The sequence below is a fragment of the Geodermatophilus sp. SYSU D01106 genome, assembly GCF_054049995.1.
On sequence record NZ_JBJGYM010000002.1, the window covers coordinates 95,990 to 114,156 of the forward strand.

An 18,167-nucleotide genomic window follows, 5' to 3' on the forward strand; every position below is an offset into this window, starting at 1 on the left:
GCGACGGCGGTGCTCCTGGTGGGGCGGATCCACGTCGACCTGCTGCGTGTGTGCACCGCCGCCTGTCCGGTCTGACGAGTCCCGGCGCCTCCCCGGCGCACTCCTCCCCGCTCGTCCCTGCCGAGAGCTGCGCCGACGCGCGCCCGGCACCTCCTGACCGGAGCCCTCCCCCGTGAAGACCCTGATCCTGCTCGCCCTCGCCGGCCTGGGCGCCCAGCTCGTCGACGGCAGCCTCGGCATGGCCTACGGCGTCACCTCGACGACGCTGCTGCTGGCCATCGGCACCAACCCGGCCGCCGCGTCGGCCACCATCCACCTCGCCGAGATCGGCACGACGCTCGCGTCGGGCCTGTCCCACTGGAAGTTCGGCAACGTCGACTGGAGGGTCGTCGCCAAGGTCGGCGTCCCCGGCGCGGTCGGCGCGTTCGCCGGCGCCACCGTGCTGTCCAACCTCTCCACCGAGGTCGCGGCCCCGGTGATGTCGCTGATCCTGCTCGGGCTCGGCATCTACCTGCTCGTGCGCTTCACGCTGCGCGGCATCGACCGGCGCAACCTCGGCAAGCCGGTGCGCAAGCGCTTCCTCGGCCCGCTGGGCCTGGTCGCCGGCTTCGTCGACGCCACCGGCGGTGGCGGCTGGGGCCCGGTCGGCACCCCGGCGCTGCTGGCCAGCGGCCGCATGGAGCCGCGCAAGGTCATCGGCTCGATCGACACCTCCGAGTTCCTCGTGGCGCTGGCGGCCAGCCTCGGCTTCCTCCTCGCGCTCGGCTCGCAGGGCATCGACTTCGCCTGGGTCGCGGCGCTGCTGCTCGGCGGGCTGGTGGCCGCCCCGCTCGCCGCGTGGCTGGTCCGCCACGTGCCGCCGCGGCTGCTCGGCTCGCTGGTCGGCGGGATCATCGTGCTGACCAACAGCCGCACCCTGCTGCGCAGCGACTGGATCGACGCCTCCGACCCGGTCCGGTACGCGGTCTACGCGGTCATCTACGCCGTCTGGGCCGCCGCCGTCGCCCACTCCTACCGCCAGTACCGCAAGGACCGGGCGCAGGAGTCGGCCGACGCCCTCGCCGCCGAGGCCGCCCGCCTGGCCGAGGACCTGCACTCCCCGGACGCGGCCGACGCCGCGGACCTCGAGCGCAGCCTGCGCGCCGGCCGCCCCGCCGACCCGCGCGACTAACGAAGGACCTCCCTGCCCCCCACCGCTCGCGAGCTCGCGGCGGGCCCCTGCAGGGAGGCCGCACCCACAGCTCACCTGAGGCCCCGTCCGGCACCGCCGGGCGGGGCCTCCTCGCGTCTCAGCGGCCGGCCAGCAGGGTCTCCTCCAGCTCGGCGGGCAGCCCCGGCTCGGGCAGGCCGGGCCGCCTCGGCTGCCGCGGCGGGTCGCCCCGGAGCCAGGCCCAGGTGTCGGCGACCGTCTCCCCCACCGGCCGGACCGGCAGCCCCAACTCCCGCGCCCGGGTGGTGTCGACGTCCCACGCCGTCGCCGCCGTCTCCCGGGGCAGCCAGAACGGCAGGTGCAGCCAGGGCTCCACGCCGGCGGCCAGCAGGTCCCCCTCCGGCACCGGCACGAGCTCGGCGTCGCCTCCGGTGACCTCCCGGCAGGTCTCCAGCAGCCCGCCCAGGGTCGTCATCCCGGCCGGGCCGGTGGCGTTCACCGGGCCCGCGGCGCCGTCCTCGGCCATCGCGACCAGCCAGCCGGCGAGGTCGCGGGCGTCGACCAGGGCGATCGGCTGCTCCAGCGCGTCGGGGACGACGACCCGGCCACCCCGGGCGATGCGCTCGAGCCACCAGGGCAGCCGGCGCACGTTGTCGTGGCTGCCGAGGACCAGCCCCGCCCGCGCGGTGAGGAACCGCCCGGGCAGCGCGGCGCCCAGCACCCGCTCGGCGTGCGCCTTGTTCGGCCCGTAGTCGTCGTCGGGGGTGTCCCACACCGGGTCGTCCTCGCCGCGGACCGGGCCCGGTGGCCAGCCGGAGTAGGCGTTGAGGCTGCTGGTGAAGGCGTAGCCGCGCACCCCGGCCAGGGCGGCCGCGGCGTTGTCGGCGGCCGGGCGGGTCTGGCAGGAGGTGTCGACGACGAGCTCGGGCGCCCAGCCGTCCAGCGCGCGCGGCAGGGCCGCGGGGTCGTCGCGGTCGCCGTGCAGCGCACGGACGCCCTTGGGGGGCGCGCCGCTGACGCCGCGGGTGAAGGTGGCCACCTCGTGGCCGCGGGCGAGCGCGGCGGTCACCACGTGCCGGCCGAGGAAGCGGGTGCCGCCGAGGACGAGGAGTCGCATGCCCCGCAGCCCAGCCGAGCGGCTCCCCCGTCGTCCAGCCGGTTCGCGGACGGCGCAACGTAGCGTGCGCGGAGCGCGCGCCCCCTCAGCCGGCCCGCGACACCTGCCCGGCCGGGGACACCTGGACGGCCCGGGACACCCGGACGGCGGGCACCTGGGGCAGCGGCTGGGAGCGGGCGGCGGCGAGCACCATCTGCGGCGAGCGCGGCAGGCCGCGGCGGGTGCACAGCCGCAGCGCCCGCACGCCGGTGATGACGTCGGTCTCCGGCGGGACGACGAGCAGGTCGGCGCGGCGGTTGCCACCGGCCCAGCTCAGGCACACCACGCCCGGGTCCATGCTGCGGAACCCGCCGGTGCGCACCACCCGGCCGTCGACGACGACCTTGCGCGGTGCGGGCTGCCAGCCGTCGAGGGGGTGGGTGAAGCGCTCGATGCGCACGCCGCGCCGGTCGAGGGCGGCCACCAGCTCCGGCACCTCGACGGCGAGGTCGCGGCTGCGCGGGTACCACGCGCCGTCGAAGGTGTTCTCGCCCGACCCGGCGTCCGCGCGCAGGCTCACCCGGACGTCGATGCCGCCGCGGAAGCCCTCCGGTCCCCACACCGCCTGGGTCATCTGCTGTCCCCGCCTCCCGCTCGTCCCGCGGTGGGCCCGCGTCCGGGCCCACCGCAGCGACCGTAGGTCGGCGCGGTGGGGCGGCCCGGCGAGGCGGCGACCGGCCTGTCGAGCCCGTACGGCCCGCCGTCACGGGAGGTCACGATCCGGTCACGGGCATCCGGGAGGCCGCCGTCCGGCGAAGATGCGGCAGGGAACCGTCCCCGGGGAGGCCGCATGACCCGTGAGTCCGTCTTCGACGGCGTCCTCGAGCCCCTGCCGTGGGGGCGGAACGTCTACCTGGTCATCCGCGTCCCGGCCGCGCTGGAGGAGGCGGCCCGGGCGGAGCGGACCCGGCGGGTCGAGGGCCGCGTCGACGACGTCGAGGTCAACCTGGGGCTGAACCGGGCCGAGCCGGCCGTGCTGGCCGACGCCTTCGTCTACGTCGGCCCGGGGCTGCGCCGCCGGCTGGGGCTCGCCCCCGGGGACGCGGCGGCGTGCCGGCTGCGCCCGGCCGACCCCGACACCGTCCTGGTCCCCGACGACGTGCGGGCGGCGCTGGCGGACGGCGGCCGCCTGCCCGCGTTCGAGCGGCTGACGCCCGGCCGGCGGAGGCAGCTACTCACGCCGGTGGAGAACGCGGCCCGAGAGGCCACCCGGGCGCAGCGGATCGCCGCCCTGCTGCGGGAGCTGGCGGCCGGGTAGCGCGAGAGCCCCCGCCCGGCGGACCGGACGGGGGCTCTCGGCGGCCTGGCTCAGGCCTTGGGCTTGCGGTTCTTCGCCTTGCCGCGCTCGGTCTGGTCGAGGACGACCTTGCGCACGCGGACGGCGGCCGGGGTGACCTCGACGCACTCGTCCTCGGCACAGAACTCCAGCGCCTGCTCGAGGTTGAGGATCCGCGGCGGCACCAGGCGCTCGAGCTCCTCCGCGGTCGAGGACCGCATGTTGGTGAGCTTCTTCTCCTTGGTGATGTTGACGTCCATGTCGTCGGGCCGGGAGTTCTCGCCGACGATCATGCCCTCGTACACCTCGGTGCCCGGGGCGACCATCATCGAGCCGCGCTCCTGCAGCGAGAACATGGCGTACGACGTCGCCACGCCCTGCCGGTCGGCCACCAGCGAGCCGGTGGGACGGGCGCGCATCTCGCCCATCCACGGCTCGTAGCCCTCGAGGTTGTGGTTGAGGACGCCGGTGCCGCGGGTCTCGGTGAGGAACTCGGTGCGGAAGCCGATCAGGCCGCGCGAGGGGACGACGTACTCCATCCGCGCCCAGCCGGTGTCGTGGTGCACCAGGTTCTCCATGCGGCCCTTGCGGGCGGCCAGCGCCTGGGTCAGCGTGCCGACGTACTCGCCGGGGGTGTCGATGGTGACCCGCTCGACCGGCTCGTGCAGCGAGCCGTCGATGGTCTTGGTGACCACCTGCGGGCGACCGACGGTGAGCTCGAACTCCTCGCGGCGCAGCTGCTCGACGAGGATGGCCAGCGCGAGCTCGCCGCGGCCCTGCATCTCCCAGGTGTCCGGGCGCTCGGTGGGCAGCATGCGCACCGACACGTTGCCGACCAGCTCCTGGTCGAGGCGGTTCTTGATGAGCCGGGCGGTGAGCTTCTTGCCCGAGCGGCCGGAGATCGGCGAGGTGTTGATGCCGATGGTGATCGAGATCGACGGCTCGTCGACGGTCAGCGGCGGCAGCGGGCGCGGGTCGTTGGGGTCGGCGAGGGTGTCGCCGATCATGATGTCCTCGATGCCGGCGATGGCGACGAGGTCACCGGGGCCCGCGCTGTCGGCCGGGGTGCGGGTGAGGCCCTCGGTCACGAGCAGCTCGGTGATCTTGACCCGCTGGATGGTGCCGTCGGTCTTGCACCAGGCCACATGCTGGCCGTTCTTCATCGTGCCGGAGTGGATGCGCAGCAGCGCCAGCCGGCCGAGGTAGGGCGAGGCGTCGAGGTTGGTGACCTGCGCGCGCAGGGGCTCCTCGGCGTCGTAGGTCGGCGCCGGGATGGTGTCGAGCAGCGTCTTCACCAGCGGGCCCAGGTCCGGGCTGTCGGGGCTGGTCCCGTCGGCGGGCCGGGTGAGGGAGGCCTGCCCGGTCTTGCCGTTGCTGTAGACGATCGGGAACTCGAGGGCGTCGGTGTCGAGGCCGTTGTCCTCGAGCAGCTCCATGAACAGCTCGTAGGTCTCGTCGACGACCTCGGCGATGCGCGCGTCGGAGCGGTCGGTCTTGTTGACCACGAGGATGACCGGCATCTTCTTGCCGAGCGCCTTGCGGAGCACGAAGCGGGTCTGCGGCAGCGGGCCCTCGGAGGAGTCCACGAGCAGCACGACGCCGTCGACCATCGACAGGCCGCGCTCGACCTCGCCGCCGAAGTCGGCGTGGCCGGGGGTGTCGACGATGTTCACCGTCACCGGGTTGCCGTCCTCGTCGGCCAGCCGGATGGCGGTGTTCTTGGCGAGGATGGTGATGCCGCGCTCACGCTCGAGGTCCATCGAGTCCATGACGCGGTCCTGCGTGGAGTCGTTGTCCGTCCCCTCGCCCTTGGCGCGCCCGAGGGCGCCCGCCTGGCGGAGGAGGGCGTCGACCAGGGTGGTCTTGCCGTGGTCGACGTGGGCGATGATCGCCACGTTGCGCAGGTCGTCGCGGGTGGGCATGCGGAAGGGCACCTCAGGGGGAGTCAGGGGGATCCCGCGGCGGCGGCGCACGCGGTACCACGAACAACGGCCGCCGGCCCGGCGACCTTCCCAGCTTAGGCGCTGCGCGCGCCGGCCCTCCCCCGCTACGGGCGGTCGGCCACCGCGTACGTCACCCCGGCGGCGGCGATCGTGACCAGACTCACGGCCTCAGACCCGGGTGAGCCGCTCCTGCAGTCCTCGGTGCATCCGGTCCACTGCCGCCAGCCGCAGACGCTGATGCCGGACGGCGACGCCGCCGACGAGCAGGAGGGCGAGCGCGAGGACCCACCCCCATCCGCCCGGACCGTCCCGGAGAGGTGTCACGACGGCGACCAGCAGCGCCCCGAGGACCGAGATCGCCAGCGCGCCCGTCCCGTTGCTCCGGAGACGTCGCCGCTCGGCCTCCAGCCGTCCCCACCACTCCCGGTCGGATCCCGCGGGGAGGACCCCCGACGCCACGACCCGCGCCACCTCCGCGCGCTCGCGTCCTCTCACGGTGAACCGGTACTGCGCGGCCATCGCCAGGCCGAAGACGGCGGCGAAGGCGGTTCCCGTCACAGCGGCCCTGCCCCAGCTCCACACCTCGTCGAAGGCGAGCACGTCGAGGCTCTGCATCGCCGTCGCGTAGAAGGTCCCGCCGAGCAGGGTCGGCACGAGCACGTCGGACGGCCATCCCCGGACGGCTCGGGTCGTCATGCCCGCAGTGTGCCGGGCCGCGGCCTCCGCGCGCCGACGGACACCCGGGTCAGCGCAGCGATGCGCCGGGGACCTCCCGATCGGCCACGACGAAGGTCACGCCGGCCGCGACCACGGTCACGAGCCCGACGGCCAGCCAGGCCGGCAGGCCCACGCCGAGCGCGAGCACGTGCGCCAGGACGAAGGCCCCGACGTAGAGCGCGCCGAGGCCCAGCGCCACCGCCCAGCCGCGCCGCTGGAGCCACAGCCACCCCGCTGCCAGGCCGCCGGCCAGGAACACCGCGCCGCCGAGCGCCCGGATCCCGGTGCCCTGCGCGACGCCGAAGCCGGCCGCGAGTCCCACGGCGACGAGGGCGGCGGAGGACAGCCGGGTGCGGGCGCGGGAGAGCACGGACGTCGTCATGTGCCCAGTGTCCCCGCACCGCCGGTCACGGCGCCGCGCCCTCCACCGCCGCGCGGACGCCGTCGGCGGTGAGCTCCTCGGCGGGTAACGGCTCGCCGTCGACGAGCACGGTGGGCGTGCCGGTCACCCCGGCGCGGCTGGCGGCGTCGGTGACCTGCTCGGTCCAGTCGGCGAAGCGCAGGTCGCGGATGCCCCGCTCGACCTCCGCCCCGGTGGCCCCGGCCTGCGCGGCCAGCTCGACCAGCCGGTCGTCGTCGAGCCCTGGCCCGCCCTCGGCGGGTTGCTCGGCGAACAGCGCGTCGTGGAAGCGCAGCCAGGCCTCGACGCCGGCCGCGTCGACGACGACGCCGGCGGCGTTGAGCGCGCGGGTGGAGTAGTCGTCGGTGGAGGCACGGTCGAGGAAGGCGATCGTGCGGTAGCGCACCTGGACCGCGCCGTCGGCGGCCAGCTGCTCGAGGGTGTCGCCGGCCGCGGCCTCGAAGCGGGCGCAGTAGGGACACAGGGGGTCCTCGTAGACGTCCACGGTCACCGGGGCGTCGTCCGGGCCGAGGGCGACGACCGTGCCGCCGTCGGCGGTGCCGGCCGGGACGGCGGCGGCCGGGGACGTCTGCGTGCGCTGGGTCTGCACGACCACCACCACGACGACGGCGACCAGGACGAGCACCGCCGCGACGACCCCGCCGACGACGGTGCGCCGGCGCCGGAGCGCGGCCGCCCGCGCCGCCGCCTCCGCGGCCCGCCGTTCCGCGATGCGCCGCCGCGCCGAGGTGCGCCGGGGATCAGACACGGGCGGGCTCCCGGACGCCGGCCGCCGGGCCACCGAGGGCCAGCCGCGACCGCGGCCACCGGGCGAGGGCGACCGCCACGAGCAGCAGCGCGACGTCGCGGGCCACCTCGGCCGGGTAGCCGGTCTCCCCCGCGGCCACCTCCCCGCCGCCACCGAAGCAACCGCAGTCGATCTGCAGGCCCCGCGCCCAGGCGGAGGCCACCGCGGCGGTGAACACCGCCATCAGCACGGCGGCGGCCAGCGCGGCCGTCCGCAGGAACACCCCGGCCAGCAGCGCGAGGCCGACGGCGACCTCGACCACCGGCAGCCCGAAGGCCACCGGCCCGACGAGCCCCTCGGGCAGCAGCCGGTAGGCGCGGACGGCCCGCACCGCCTCGGCCGGGTCGGGCAGCTTGAGGGCGCCGGCGACGACGAGCACGCCGCCGAGCAGGAGGCGGGCGGCGGTCGACAGCCACGGCTGGGCTCTGCGGACGCTCTGCACGACTCCCTGGTCGTCCCCGGGACGCTCCTGGTTCCCGGGACGCGCTCCCGGGACGCGCGAGGGCCCCGGACGCGGGGTGCGTCCGGGGCCCCTCGGTCGGGTCCGCCGCGGGTGCGGCGTCCGGGGATCAGGCGGTGCGGAGCACGGCCTCGATCTCGAGCTCGACCTCGATCTTGTCGCCGACGACGACGCCGCCGCCGTCCATCGGCATGTCGATGTCGACGCCGTAGGCCTTGCGGGAGATGGAGGTCTTGGCGCTGAAGCCGGCGCGCGTGCCGCCGTAGGCGTCGGGGCCGAAGCCGTTGACCTCGAGGGCCAGGGTGACGGACTTGGTGATGCCCTTGATGGTCAGGTCGCCCTGGACGGTCCAGTCCTCACCGTCGGCGACGACGCCGGTGGAGCGGAAGGTCATGACGGTGTGGTTGCCGACGTCGAAGAAGTCCGCGGAGCGGATGTGCGCGTCGCGCTGCTCCTGGCGGGTGTCGATCGAGTCCATGTCGATCGTGGCGTTCACGGTGGACTGCGCCGGGTCCTCGGCGGTGACGATCTCGCCGGAGAACTGGGTGAAGTAGCCGCGGACCTTGCTCACCATCATGTGGCGGACCGAGAAGCCGACGGTGGAGTGGCTGGCGTCGATGTCCCAGGTGCCGGCGACGTAGCCGGGGATCTGGACGGCGGTGGTGCTGGTCATTGCTGGCTCCCAGGTGGTTGAGCGTTGTACTTCCGTGCCGCCAGTAGCGTAGTTGAGCGCTTGACTATTCCGCCAGTACCCTGAGGGCATGACGACGCAGGTGTCCCCTCCCGGCGAGGGAGACGTCGAGCACCCCGCGGGCGGGACGCGCTGGCTCGACGCCGAGGAGCAGCGCGCCTGGCGGGCGTGGCTCTACAGCACGCAGCTGCTCAACGACCGGCTCGAGCGCGAGCTCATGCGCGCCACCGGCATCCCGACCGCCTACTACGAGATCCTCGTGCAGCTGTCGGAGACGCCCAGCCGGCAGATGCGCATGAGCGAGCTGGCCGACCGCTGCCTGTCCTCCCGCAGCCGCCTCTCGCACGCGGTGTCGCGGCTCGAGGAGCGCGGCTGGGTGCGCCGCCAGGAGTGCGCCGAGGACGGCCGCGGCCTGCTCGCCGTCCTCACCGACGAGGGCTTCGCCGCCCTGGAGGCGGCCGCGCCGGTGCACGTCGAGGGCGTGCGCACCCACCTGTTCGACCAGCTCACCCCGGAGCAGGTCGCGGCGATGCGCGACCTCGGCGAGACGCTGCTGCGCCACCTCGACCCCTCGCGCTGAGGGTCCGCCCGCGGCACGACACGGGGTCCTCCCGCGGGTGGACGACGGGACGCCCGGCGCTGCCTAGGGTCGGTCCCGACATGGACGGACCCCTGCTCGAGCACGCCCTCGACCGGCTGCGCGCCCGCCCCTTCGAGGTCGACGTCGCCCTGGCCTGCCTGGTCGGGCTCGTCACCGTCGTCGCGCCGGCCTCCTCCTACTACGCGTCCGAGGGCATCGCCTTCGTCCTCGGCGTCGCGCTGGTGGCCCCGCTCGCCTGGCGGCGGCGGGCCCCGGTGCAGGCCGCGGCGGTCGTCACCGTCGCGGGCCTCGCGGAGCTGGTGCTCGGCACCGACTTCCTCGCGGCCAACGTCTCGGCGCTGCTGATGGTCTACGCCCTGGCCGCGTACGCCGAGCGCTGGGCCTCGCGGGCGGGGCTGGCGCTGGGGTTGTTCGGCGCGGTCCTGGCCTCGCTGCGCTGGTACTCGGCGAACTCCAGCGACGCGCTGCTCGTCACGGCGAGCGCGATCGGCGTCTCCGTCGTCGCGGCGTGGGCGCTGGGCCGCGTGCGCCGCTCGCGGCTCGGCGAGGTCGCCGGCCTGGCCGAGCGGGCGCGCCTGCTGGAGGTCGAGCGCGAGCAGGAGATGCGGCTGGCCGCCACCGCCGAGCGCGCCCGGATCGCCCGGGAGATGCACGACGTCGTCGCGCACTCCCTGTCGGTCGTGATCGCGCAGGCCGACGGCGGCCGCTACGCCGGGCGCACCGACCCGGAGGCCGCCACCGGCGCGCTGGAGGCCATCGCCGCCACCGGCCGGCAGGCGCTCACCGACATGCGGGCGCTGCTCGGGGTGCTGCGCGAGGGCCCGGGCGAGGAGTACGCGCCGCAGCCCGACGTCGCGGCCGTCCCCGCGCTCGTCGAGGACGTGCGGGCCAGCGGCCTGGACGTCGACCTGCTGGTCGAGGGCGAGCCGCGCCCCATGGCCGCCGGTCCGCAGCTGGCGGCCTACCGGATCGTGCAGGAGTCGCTGACCAACGTGCTCAAGCACGCCGGCCCCAACGGCCGGGCGTGGGTGCGGCTGCACTGGCGGCCGGACTCCCTCGAGCTGTCGGTGCTCGACGACGGGCGGGGCGCGGCCGCCGCCGTGGCGGAGAGCGACGGACGGGGCCAGGGGCTGCGCGGGATGCACGAGCGCGCGCAGCTGCACCGCGGCCGCATGGAGGCCGGCCCGCGGGCCGGCGGCGGGTGGCGCGTGCACGCCGTCCTGCCCCTGGGAGGTGCGCGGTGACGATCCGGGTGGCCCTGGTCGACGACCAGCAGATGGTGCGGGCCGGGTTCCGCATGGTGATCGACTCCCAGCCCGACCTCACCGTCGTCGGCGAGGCCGGCGACGGCGCCGCCGCGGTGGCGATGCTGCGCTCGACGCCGGCCGACGTCGTCCTGATGGACGTGCGCATGCCCGGCACCGACGGCATCGAGGCGACCCGCCAGGTGACCGCGCTGCCCGACCCGCCGCGGGTGGTCGTGCTGACCACCTTCGACCTCGACGAGTACGTGGTCGCGGCGATCGGCGCCGGCGCCAGCGGGTTCCTGCTCAAGGACGCCCCGCCCGAGGAGATGCTCGCCGCGGTGCGCACCGTGCACGCCGGTGACTCGGTGATCGCCGCCAGTTCCACCCGGCGGCTGCTGCAGCACGTGGCGCCGATGCTGCGCGGTTCGGCGGCGGCCCCGGCCGGCGGCGGGGGCGCGGAGCTCGGCGAGCTCACCCCCCGCGAGCGCGAGGTGCTCGTGCAGATGGCCCTGGGCGCCACGAACACCGAGATCGCCGGGCGGCTGTTCGTCAGCGAGGCGACGGTGAAGACCCACGTCGGCCGGGTGCTGGCGAAGACCGGCTCGCGCGACCGCGTGCAGGCCGTCGTCCTCGCCTACCGGACCGGCCTGGTCTCCCCCGCCGACCTGCTCCGCGACGCCTGACCGCTACGGGCACGGGGGCTCGCGCGGGCCGTCCACCGGGCAGACGACCAAGCCCACCTCCTGCTCCGGTGCGGCGGGCCGGTCGTCGGGGAGCGCCGGCGCGTAGAGCCCGATCCCGGCGGCCGTGCCGAGCGCGGCCAGGCCGCCGAACACCGCCGCGACCACCCGCCGCCGCCCGCGCAGGGCCAGCAGCGCCCCGGCCACGGGCAGCACGGCGGCCGGCGCCGTCGCCTGGAGAGCCGCACCCTGCGCGCGACCCCGCCAGACGTCCGCTGCCGGTATCGCCTCGTCCTGCCAGGCGGCCGCGGGTCGAACCGGATCGACCCCAGGGCGTCGAGGAGGGACACCGGCACCACGAGCGCCCAGAGCACCCCCACCGCGGCCAGCACGAGGACCGGCCCGGGTGTCGCCCTCACCCGTCGCCGGTCCGTCCCCGTCACGCGTCCTCCCCGTGTCCGACCGGAGGATGACAGGCCCTCCGCCCGCGGGCGCAGCGGCGCGGCCGCGGGAACCGGTCCCCGCTCCGACGCGGGAGGACGCCGCCGGGCGCGAGGGTCGTCAGCGTCCCGAGAAGCGATCCGCGGAGGTCAGCAGTGTCCGTCCCCGTCATGACCGTCCCCGGCGAGCCGCCGGCGCCGGTGTCGTCCGCCGCCGTCCGCGCCACCGGCCTGACCAAGGTCTACGGCTCCGGTGAGACGGCGGTGCACGCGCTGGCCGGCGTCGACGTCACCTTCGAGCGCGGCGGCTTCACCGCGATCATGGGCCCGTCCGGTTCCGGCAAGTCGACGCTGATGCACTGCCTCGCGGGTCTCGACGCCGCCACCTCCGGGCAGGTGTGGCTGGGTGGCACCGAGCTCACCCGGCTGCGCGACGACCAGCTGACCCGCCTGCGCCGCGAGCGCATCGGCTTCGTCTTCCAGGCGTTCAACCTGCTCCCGGTGCTCGACGCGCGGGAGAACATCGTGCTGCCGATGCAGCTGGCCGGCCGCCGTCCCGACCCGGCCTGGTTCGACGCCGTCGTCGCCCGGCTCGGCCTGCGCGAGCGGCTGCGTCACCGCCCCTCGGAGCTCTCCGGCGGCCAGCAGCAGCGGGTGGCCATCGCCCGGGCGCTGCTCCCCCGCCCCGACGTCGTCTTCGCCGACGAGCCCACCGGCAACCTCGACTCCCGCGCCGGCGCCGAGGTGCTCGACCTGCTGCGCAGCAGCGTCCGCGAGACCGGCCAGACCGTCGTCATGGTCACCCACGACCCCACCGCGGCCTCCTACGCCGACCGCGTGGTCCTGCTCGCCGACGGCCGCCCGGCCGGCGAGATCGACCGGCCCACCGCCGCGTCCGTGCTCGAGGCGCTCCGCGGGCTCGGGGGCTGACCGGTGCTGTCCACCACCCTGGCCGGCCTGCGCGCGCACCTACCGCGGCTGGTCGCGGCCACGCTCGCGGTCGTCATCGCCACCGCGTTCGTCGCCGCCACGCTCGTGCTCAACGAGACAGCTCGCGCCACGCTGCTGCGGGCCGCCGGCGCCCAGTACGTCGGCGCCGACGCCGTGGTCACCGCCCGCGACGGCGGCTCCCTGGCCGGCGATGTCGCGACCCTCACCGCGCTGCCCGGCGTCGCCGCGGTCGACCCCACCGCCACCGCCGACGTGCAGGCCGCCCTCCCCGGCCGCTCGGCCGCCTACCTGCAGGTCGGCAGCGTCGCCGCCGACCCGGAGCTGCGCTGGCAGCGGGTGACCGCCGGCACCCTGCCCGACCGTCCCGGCGAGCTCGCCCTGGGCCTGCCGACCGACGCCGAGGTCGGCGACGTCGTCGCGGTGTCCGTGCTCGACCCGGCCACCGGCGACGTCACCGCGACCGCCGAGGCCACCGTCACCGGGCTGGTCGACCTGGCCGGCGACCCGGCCGCAGGCGTGTACGCCCACGGGTACGCCGTGCCCGCCCAGGTGTCCGCCTGGGGCGCCACCGACCCGACGGAGCTGCGCGTCGCCGCGGCACCCGGCACCGACCCCGCCGGGTTGGTGGCGACCGTCGCCGCGGCCCTCGACGGGCGCGACGTCACCGTGAGCACCGGGGAGGAGGCCGCGGCGTCCGCCGTCGCGTACGTGACCGGCAACCGGCTCGCGCTCACCGCCGTCCTGCTGGTGTTCGCCACCGTCGCGGTGCTCGTGGCGGGGCTGGTCATCGCCAACACGCTCGCCGTGCTGGTCGCCCAGCGCACCCACGACCTCGCGCTGCTGCGCTGCGTGGGCGCCACCTCGCGGCAGGTCCGGCGCAGCGTGCTCGCCGAGGCCGCGGTCACCGGGCTGGTCGCCTCCGCGGTGGGGGTCGGCGCCGGCATCGGGCTGGCCGCCGTCGTCTCCGCGCTCGTCGGCACCGACTCCCCGATCCCGCTGGAGGGCGTCACGGTGCCGCTGTACGCCGTCGCCGCGGGGCTCGCCGTCGGCACGCTCACCACGCTGGTCGCGGCGCTCGGCCCGGCCCGGGCGGCCACCCGGGTGGCGCCGCTGGCCGCGCTGCGGCCGGCCGACCCCGCCCCGCTGCGCAGCCGCGGCGGCCTGCTCCGCTTCGCCACCGGCCTCGTGCTGGTGCTCGGCGGGTCGGCGCTCATGGCGCTCGGCGTGGTGATGGCGCAGATCTACCCGGCGCTGGCCGGCGGGGCGGCGAGCTTCCTCGGCGTCGTCCTGCTCGCCCAGCGCGCGGTGCCCCCGGTGGTCGCCGCCGCCGGGCGGGCACTGGGCCGCGCCGGCGGCCTGCCCGGCCGGCTGGCCGCCGGGAACGCGAGCCGCAACCCGCGCCGGACGGCGGCGACGGCGACCGCGCTGTTGATCGGCGTCACGCTGACCACCGCGATGGTCGTCGGGGCGGCCTCCACCCGGGCGACCGCGCAGGCGGGGCTGGACTCCGCCTACCCGGCCGACGTGGAGATCGGCGCGTACGGCGAGCTGCCGTCGTCGCTGCTGCCGCAGCTGGAGGAGGTCGACGGCGTGGCCGGCGGCACGGCGCTCGCCGGCGCCGACCTGACGGGCCCCGACGGGCAGCCGACCTGGGTCCAGGGCGTGGACCCGGCCGACGCGGGCGGGGTGGTGCGCAGCACCGCCGACCTGCCGCTGCCCGCGCTCGGCGAGGTGGTGCTGCCGCCGTGGGCGGCCGAGGTGTGGTCGGTGCGCGACGGCGACGAGGTGACGCTCACCGCCGGGGCGAACAGCCGCACGCTGACCGCCACCGTCGGCGGGGACGCCAGCACGCCGCTGCTGTACGCGGCCGACCTGCGCGGCCTGGTGCCCGACGCCCCGGCGGCGACGCTGTGGCTGCGGCTGGCCGACGGCGACGGCCAGCGGGACGCCATCGCGGAGGTCACCGAGCTCACCGGCGCGGCCGCCCCCGACGCCTACGTCACCGGCCTGGCCAGCGAGCGCGCCGCGATCGACCAGGTGCTCGACGCGATGCTCCTCGTGGTCACCGGCCTGCTCGGGGTCGCGGTGCTCATCGCCCTGATCGGGGTGGGCAACACGCTGGCGCTATCGGTGGTCGAGCGGCGGCAGGAGAACGGGCTGCTGCGGGCGCTGGGACTGACCCGCGGGCAGATGCGCGGGCTGCTGGCGTGGGAGGCGCTGCTCGTGGCCGGCGTCGCGGCGGTGCTCGGTGTGCTGGTCGGCGGGGCGTACGGGCTGATCGGCACCGCGTCGCTGCTCGGCGGCCAGGACGTCGTGGTGGTCGACGTCCCGTGGGTGCAGGTCGGCGGGATCGTCGTGGTGGCGACGGTCGCCGGGCTGCTGGCCAGCGTGCTGCCCGCGCGCCGGGCGGCCCGCACCGCGCCGGTCGCGGCGATCGCGGCCGTGTAGCTACACCGGGTCGGTGACGTCGCCGGGGGGCGCGGGCCAGCGCGCCACCCCGGCGACGTCGCCGTCGCCGAGCGGGGCCCGGAAGTCGGGGGCGCGCTTGTCGAGGAAGGCGGCCACGCCCTCGGCGGCGTCGGGTCCGCCGGCCAGCTCGGCCAGCGCCCGGGACTCCGCGCGGTGCGCGTCCCACGGCGAGGGCTGCCCGAGCATCGACCACAGCAGCTGACGCGCGGCGGCCACCGCGACGCCGGAGGTGTTACCGGCGATCTCGTCCGCCAGCGCGTACGCGGTGGGCAGCAGCTCCTCGTCGGGGACGACGCGGGAGACCAGCCGGCCGCGCAGCGCCTCGCCGGCGTCGAACACCCGCCCGGTGGCCACCCACTCCATCGCCTGGCTGATGCCGACCACCCGCGGCAGGAACCAGGACGACGCCGCCTCCGGGGTGATGCCGCGGCGGGCGAAGACGAAGCCGAAGCGCGCGGACTCCGCGGCGATCCGGACGTCCATCGGCAGCACCATCGTGGCGCCGATCCCCACGGCCGGGCCGTTGACCGCGGCGATCACCGGCTTGCGCAGCGCGGCGAACGGCAGCGAGGCCATGCCGCCCCAGTCGCGCGGGACGCCACCGACGGCGCCGCGGGCCGGGGCGTCCTCCCGCCCGCGGCCGGCGAAGGTGCCCGCGCCCGCCCCGAGGTCGGCGCCGGCGCAGAAGCCCCGCCCCGCACCGGTGACGACGACGACCCGCACCCCGTCGTCGGCATCTGCCGCCGCGGCGGCCTGCGCGAGCTCGACCGCCATCCGCGGCGTGAAGGCGTTGAGCCGCTCGGGGCGGGACAGGGTGATCGTGGCGACGCGGTCGGCGACGTCGTACCGAAGCTGCTCGAACGTCATCCCAGGGCGCCGGCCTCCGCGAGCCGGGCGACCGCGTCGAGGTGCTCGGCGGCGTCGCCCAGCAGCAGCCGGTCGGTCTTGGCGCGGCGCCAGTACAGCTGCGCGTCGTGCTCCCAGGTGAACCCGATCCCGCCGTGCACCTGCACGACCGTCTCCGCGGCCCGCTCGAACACGTCGGCGGCGTAGGCCTTCGCGGCCGCGGCGGCCAGCGGCAGCTCCTCCGGCGCCGAGTCGGCCGCCCACGCCGCCCACCACACCAGGGAGCGCAGCTGGTCCACGCCCACCCAGGCGTCGACGAGCATGTGCTTGACCGCCTGGTAGGAGCCGATGACCCGGCCGAACGCCTCGCGCTGCCGCGCGTACTCCACGCCCATGAGCACCGCGCGGTCGGCGGCGCCGAGGTCCTCGGCGGCCATCACGACGGCGCCCACCCGGCGGGCCCGCGCCCACAGCGCGCCGGCGTCCTCGGCGAGCACGCGGCGGGAGGTCAGCCGCACCCGGGCGAGGCCGCGGGTGGCGTCCAGCGGCCTGCCGGGCACCACCTCGCCCTCCCCCGCGACGAGCGTGTCGCCGTCGAGGGCGAGGAACAGCGTCGCGTCGGCGGCGTCGACCGACGGCGCCGAGCCGGTCGGCGGGCCGTCGAGCACGGCGACCGCGGCCGACCCGTCGGCGAGCTGCGCGGCGAGGTCGGGCGCGCCCTCGAGCAGCACCGCGGCGCGCGCGGCGGTGACCAGCGAGGGCCCGGCCAGCACCGCGCCGCCCTGCTCGGCGACGACGGCGAGGTCGAGCACGCTGCCGCCCGCGCCCCCGGCGGACTCGGGCACGGTGATGCCGAGGAAGCCGATGTCGGCCAGCGCCTTGCGGCCGGGCGCGGGGGCGCCGTCGCCGTCGAGCGCGCGGCGCGCGGCCGACAGCGGGACCGAGCCGGTGAAGAACTCGCGGGCGCCGGCGGCGGCGTCGCGCTGGTCGTCGGACAGGTCGAAGTTCACCGGCGGCCTCCGGAGGAGGAGAAGGGGGCGGTCTTGTCGGTGCGCGGCTCCGCGGGCAGGCCCAGCACGCGCTCGCCGAGGATGTTGCGCAGCACCTGGTCGGTGCCCCCGGCGATGGCGATGCCGGGCACGTACGCCTGCGCCTTCTGCCAGGTCTCGTCGCCGTCGGCGGTGGCACCGAGGACGGCGTCGTCGCCGAGCAGCCGGACGCCGGCGTCGGCCACCAGCCGGGCCGCGGCGGTGCCGCCGAGCTTCCCGGCGCTGGCCTCCGGCCCCGGCACGCCGCCCTGCGACAGCGTGGTGAAGCGGCGGTAGCCGGTGTAGCGGGCGGCGAGCGCGGCGACCAGCGCCCGCCCCACCGCCTGGCGGGCCAGCGCCTGCCGCTCGGGGTCCAGGTGCGGCAGCCGGTCGCGGGCGTGCGCGGCCAGGGACTCGGCGGACTGGCCGATGTCGCTGCCGGCGCCGCCGATGGCGACCCGCTCGTTCATCAGGGTGGTGAGCGCGACCCGCCAGCCCTCGCCGGGCTCACCGAGCCGCTCGGAGTCGGGGATGCGGACGTCGTCGAAGAACACCTCGTTGAAGTCCGCGCCGCCGCTCATCTGGCGCAGCGGCCGCACCGTGACGCCGGGCGCGTGCATGTCGACGACGAACATCGTCAGCCCCGCGTGCTTGGGCCTCTCCGGGTCGGTGCGGGTGAGCAGGATGCCGAAGTCGGAGACGTGGGCGAGCGTCGTCCAGACCTTCTGCCCGTTGACCACCCAGTCCTCCCCGTCGCGGACGGCGGAGGTGCGCAGCGCGGCGAGGTCGGAGCCCGACGCCGGCTCGCTGAACAGCTGGCACCAGACGTCGTCGGCGCGCAGCAGCCGGGCGAGGTAGCGGGAACGCTGGTCGTCGCTGCCGTGCGCGATGACCGTGGGGCCGCACATGCCGATGCCGATGTGGTTGATCAGCGTGGGCACCCGGGCGCGGGCGAGCTCCTGCGCCACGATCGCCTGCTGCACCAGCGTGCCGCCCTGCCCGCCGTACTCGCGCGGCCAGGTCACGCCGACCAGGCCCTCCTCGGCGAGCACGCGCTGGGTGGCGCGCAGGTCGGCCTCCCGGCTGCGCGCGTCGACCGGCTCGCCGGGCGCCACGTGCAGCAGGTCGCCGGCCCGGTCGGCGAGCACGGTGCGCACCCGCTCCCGGTAGGCGGCCTCGTCGGGGGTGTCGTCGAAGTCCACGCCGGTCCTCCGCGTCGTCGGGGTGTGGGTCGGGCGGTCCGGGCGCAGCGTGGCACCGGTCACCCGGAACGGTCAACGGTGACTGTTCGGGGCGGGCGCGGC

General features: G+C 76.5%; 19 protein-coding genes. 7 read left to right on the forward strand and 12 right to left on the reverse strand.

Annotation, left to right across the window (positions count from 1 at the left end; all coding sequences use genetic code 11):
- Positions 1 to 172 precede the first annotated feature (172 nt).
- The gene (locus ACI78R_RS02620) at positions 173 to 1,171 is read left to right on the forward strand and encodes a sulfite exporter TauE/SafE family protein (protein ID WP_073418934.1); all 999 of its coding nucleotides are present in this window, start codon (positions 173 to 175) and stop codon (positions 1,169 to 1,171) included.
- A gap of 118 nt (positions 1,172 to 1,289) precedes the next feature.
- On the opposite strand, the gene ACI78R_RS02625 is transcribed toward ACI78R_RS02620, so the two are convergent.
- Positions 1,290 to 2,267, reverse strand: a complete 978-nt coding sequence (locus ACI78R_RS02625; protein ID WP_457039561.1) for an NAD-dependent epimerase/dehydratase family protein — start codon at positions 2,265 to 2,267, stop codon at positions 1,290 to 1,292.
- An 85-nt stretch (positions 2,268 to 2,352) separates the two neighbouring features.
- Entirely contained in the window at positions 2,353 to 2,880 is a 528-nt protein-coding gene (locus tag ACI78R_RS02630; RefSeq protein WP_457039562.1) for a DUF5994 family protein, read from the reverse strand.
- 216 nt (positions 2,881 to 3,096) lie between these two features.
- Here ACI78R_RS02630 and ACI78R_RS02635 point away from each other — a divergent pair, with 216 nt between their 5' ends.
- A complete protein-coding gene (locus ACI78R_RS02635; protein WP_457039563.1) occupies positions 3,097 to 3,564 on the forward strand; it encodes a YdeI/OmpD-associated family protein in 468 nt (155 codons plus the stop codon).
- 50 nt (positions 3,565 to 3,614) lie between these two features.
- On the opposite strand, the gene typA is transcribed toward ACI78R_RS02635, so the two are convergent.
- The 6 genes from typA to ACI78R_RS02665 all read right to left on the reverse strand — a co-directional run bounded on the left by typA (position 3,615) and on the right by ACI78R_RS02665 (position 8,583).
- Positions 3,615 to 5,504: a translational GTPase TypA gene (gene typA / locus ACI78R_RS02640; RefSeq protein WP_457039564.1), complete on the reverse strand. Its 1,890-nt coding sequence runs from the start codon at positions 5,502 to 5,504 to the stop codon at positions 3,615 to 3,617.
- Positions 5,505 to 5,693: 189 nt separating this feature from the next.
- Positions 5,694 to 6,221, reverse strand: a complete 528-nt coding sequence (locus ACI78R_RS02645; RefSeq protein WP_457039565.1) for a hypothetical protein — start codon at positions 6,219 to 6,221, stop codon at positions 5,694 to 5,696.
- 49 nt (positions 6,222 to 6,270) lie between these two features.
- Positions 6,271 to 6,624, reverse strand: a complete 354-nt coding sequence (locus tag ACI78R_RS02650) for a hypothetical protein (protein ID WP_457039566.1) — start codon at positions 6,622 to 6,624, stop codon at positions 6,271 to 6,273.
- A gap of 25 nt (positions 6,625 to 6,649) precedes the next feature.
- Positions 6,650 to 7,411, reverse strand: coding sequence for a DsbA family protein (locus ACI78R_RS02655; RefSeq protein ID WP_457039567.1), 762 nt, complete (start codon positions 7,409 to 7,411; stop codon positions 6,650 to 6,652).
- Complete coding sequence (locus ACI78R_RS02660; RefSeq protein ID WP_457039568.1) at positions 7,404 to 7,892, reverse strand: MauE/DoxX family redox-associated membrane protein; 489 nt, start codon at positions 7,890 to 7,892, stop codon at positions 7,404 to 7,406. Before ACI78R_RS02660 ends, ACI78R_RS02655 begins: the two co-directional genes overlap by 8 nt.
- Before the next feature lie 127 nt (positions 7,893 to 8,019).
- Positions 8,020 to 8,583, reverse strand: coding sequence for a YceI family protein (locus tag ACI78R_RS02665; protein WP_457039569.1), 564 nt, complete (start codon positions 8,581 to 8,583; stop codon positions 8,020 to 8,022).
- A gap of 88 nt (positions 8,584 to 8,671) precedes the next feature.
- Here ACI78R_RS02665 and ACI78R_RS02670 point away from each other — a divergent pair, with 88 nt between their 5' ends.
- The 3 genes from ACI78R_RS02670 (at position 8,672) to ACI78R_RS02680 (ending at position 11,132) form a co-directional block, all read left to right on the forward strand.
- Positions 8,672 to 9,181 (forward strand): MarR family winged helix-turn-helix transcriptional regulator, encoded by a 510-nt coding sequence (locus tag ACI78R_RS02670; RefSeq protein WP_336029086.1) that lies wholly within the window; start codon positions 8,672 to 8,674, stop codon positions 9,179 to 9,181.
- 80 nt (positions 9,182 to 9,261) lie between these two features.
- A complete protein-coding gene (locus ACI78R_RS02675) occupies positions 9,262 to 10,446 on the forward strand; it encodes a sensor histidine kinase (protein WP_336029088.1) in 1,185 nt (394 codons plus the stop codon).
- The gene (locus tag ACI78R_RS02680; protein ID WP_457039570.1) at positions 10,443 to 11,132 is read left to right on the forward strand and encodes a response regulator; all 690 of its coding nucleotides are present in this window, start codon (positions 10,443 to 10,445) and stop codon (positions 11,130 to 11,132) included. Before ACI78R_RS02675 ends, ACI78R_RS02680 begins: the two co-directional genes overlap by 4 nt.
- A 3-nt stretch (positions 11,133 to 11,135) precedes the next feature.
- Here ACI78R_RS02680 and ACI78R_RS02685 read toward each other — a convergent pair whose 3' ends face one another.
- Positions 11,136 to 11,336, reverse strand: coding sequence for a hypothetical protein (locus tag ACI78R_RS02685; RefSeq protein WP_457039571.1), 201 nt, complete (start codon positions 11,334 to 11,336; stop codon positions 11,136 to 11,138).
- 389 nt (positions 11,337 to 11,725) lie between these two features.
- Here ACI78R_RS02685 and ACI78R_RS02690 point away from each other — a divergent pair, with 389 nt between their 5' ends.
- A complete protein-coding gene (locus tag ACI78R_RS02690; protein ID WP_245794283.1) occupies positions 11,726 to 12,499 on the forward strand; it encodes an ABC transporter ATP-binding protein in 774 nt (257 codons plus the stop codon).
- A gap of 3 nt (positions 12,500 to 12,502) precedes the next feature.
- The gene (locus ACI78R_RS02695) at positions 12,503 to 14,968 is read left to right on the forward strand and encodes an ABC transporter permease (RefSeq protein ID WP_457039572.1); all 2,466 of its coding nucleotides are present in this window, start codon (positions 12,503 to 12,505) and stop codon (positions 14,966 to 14,968) included.
- Here the strand turns inward: ACI78R_RS02695 and ACI78R_RS02700 are convergent, their stop codons facing one another.
- From ACI78R_RS02700 to ACI78R_RS02710, 3 genes are read right to left on the reverse strand one after another with little or no spacing between them, the layout of a single operon-like run.
- Positions 14,969 to 15,856: an enoyl-CoA hydratase-related protein gene (locus tag ACI78R_RS02700; RefSeq protein ID WP_457039573.1), complete on the reverse strand. Its 888-nt coding sequence runs from the start codon at positions 15,854 to 15,856 to the stop codon at positions 14,969 to 14,971.
- Positions 15,853 to 16,845, reverse strand: a complete 993-nt coding sequence (locus tag ACI78R_RS02705) for an acyl-CoA dehydrogenase family protein (protein ID WP_457039574.1) — start codon at positions 16,843 to 16,845, stop codon at positions 15,853 to 15,855. Before ACI78R_RS02705 ends, ACI78R_RS02700 begins: the two co-directional genes overlap by 4 nt.
- Positions 16,842 to 18,065, reverse strand: coding sequence for an acyl-CoA dehydrogenase family protein (locus ACI78R_RS02710; RefSeq protein WP_073418907.1), 1,224 nt, complete (start codon positions 18,063 to 18,065; stop codon positions 16,842 to 16,844). The genes ACI78R_RS02705 and ACI78R_RS02710 overlap by 4 nt, the downstream gene beginning before the upstream one ends.
- Between the last annotated feature and the right edge of the window lie 102 nt (positions 18,066 to 18,167).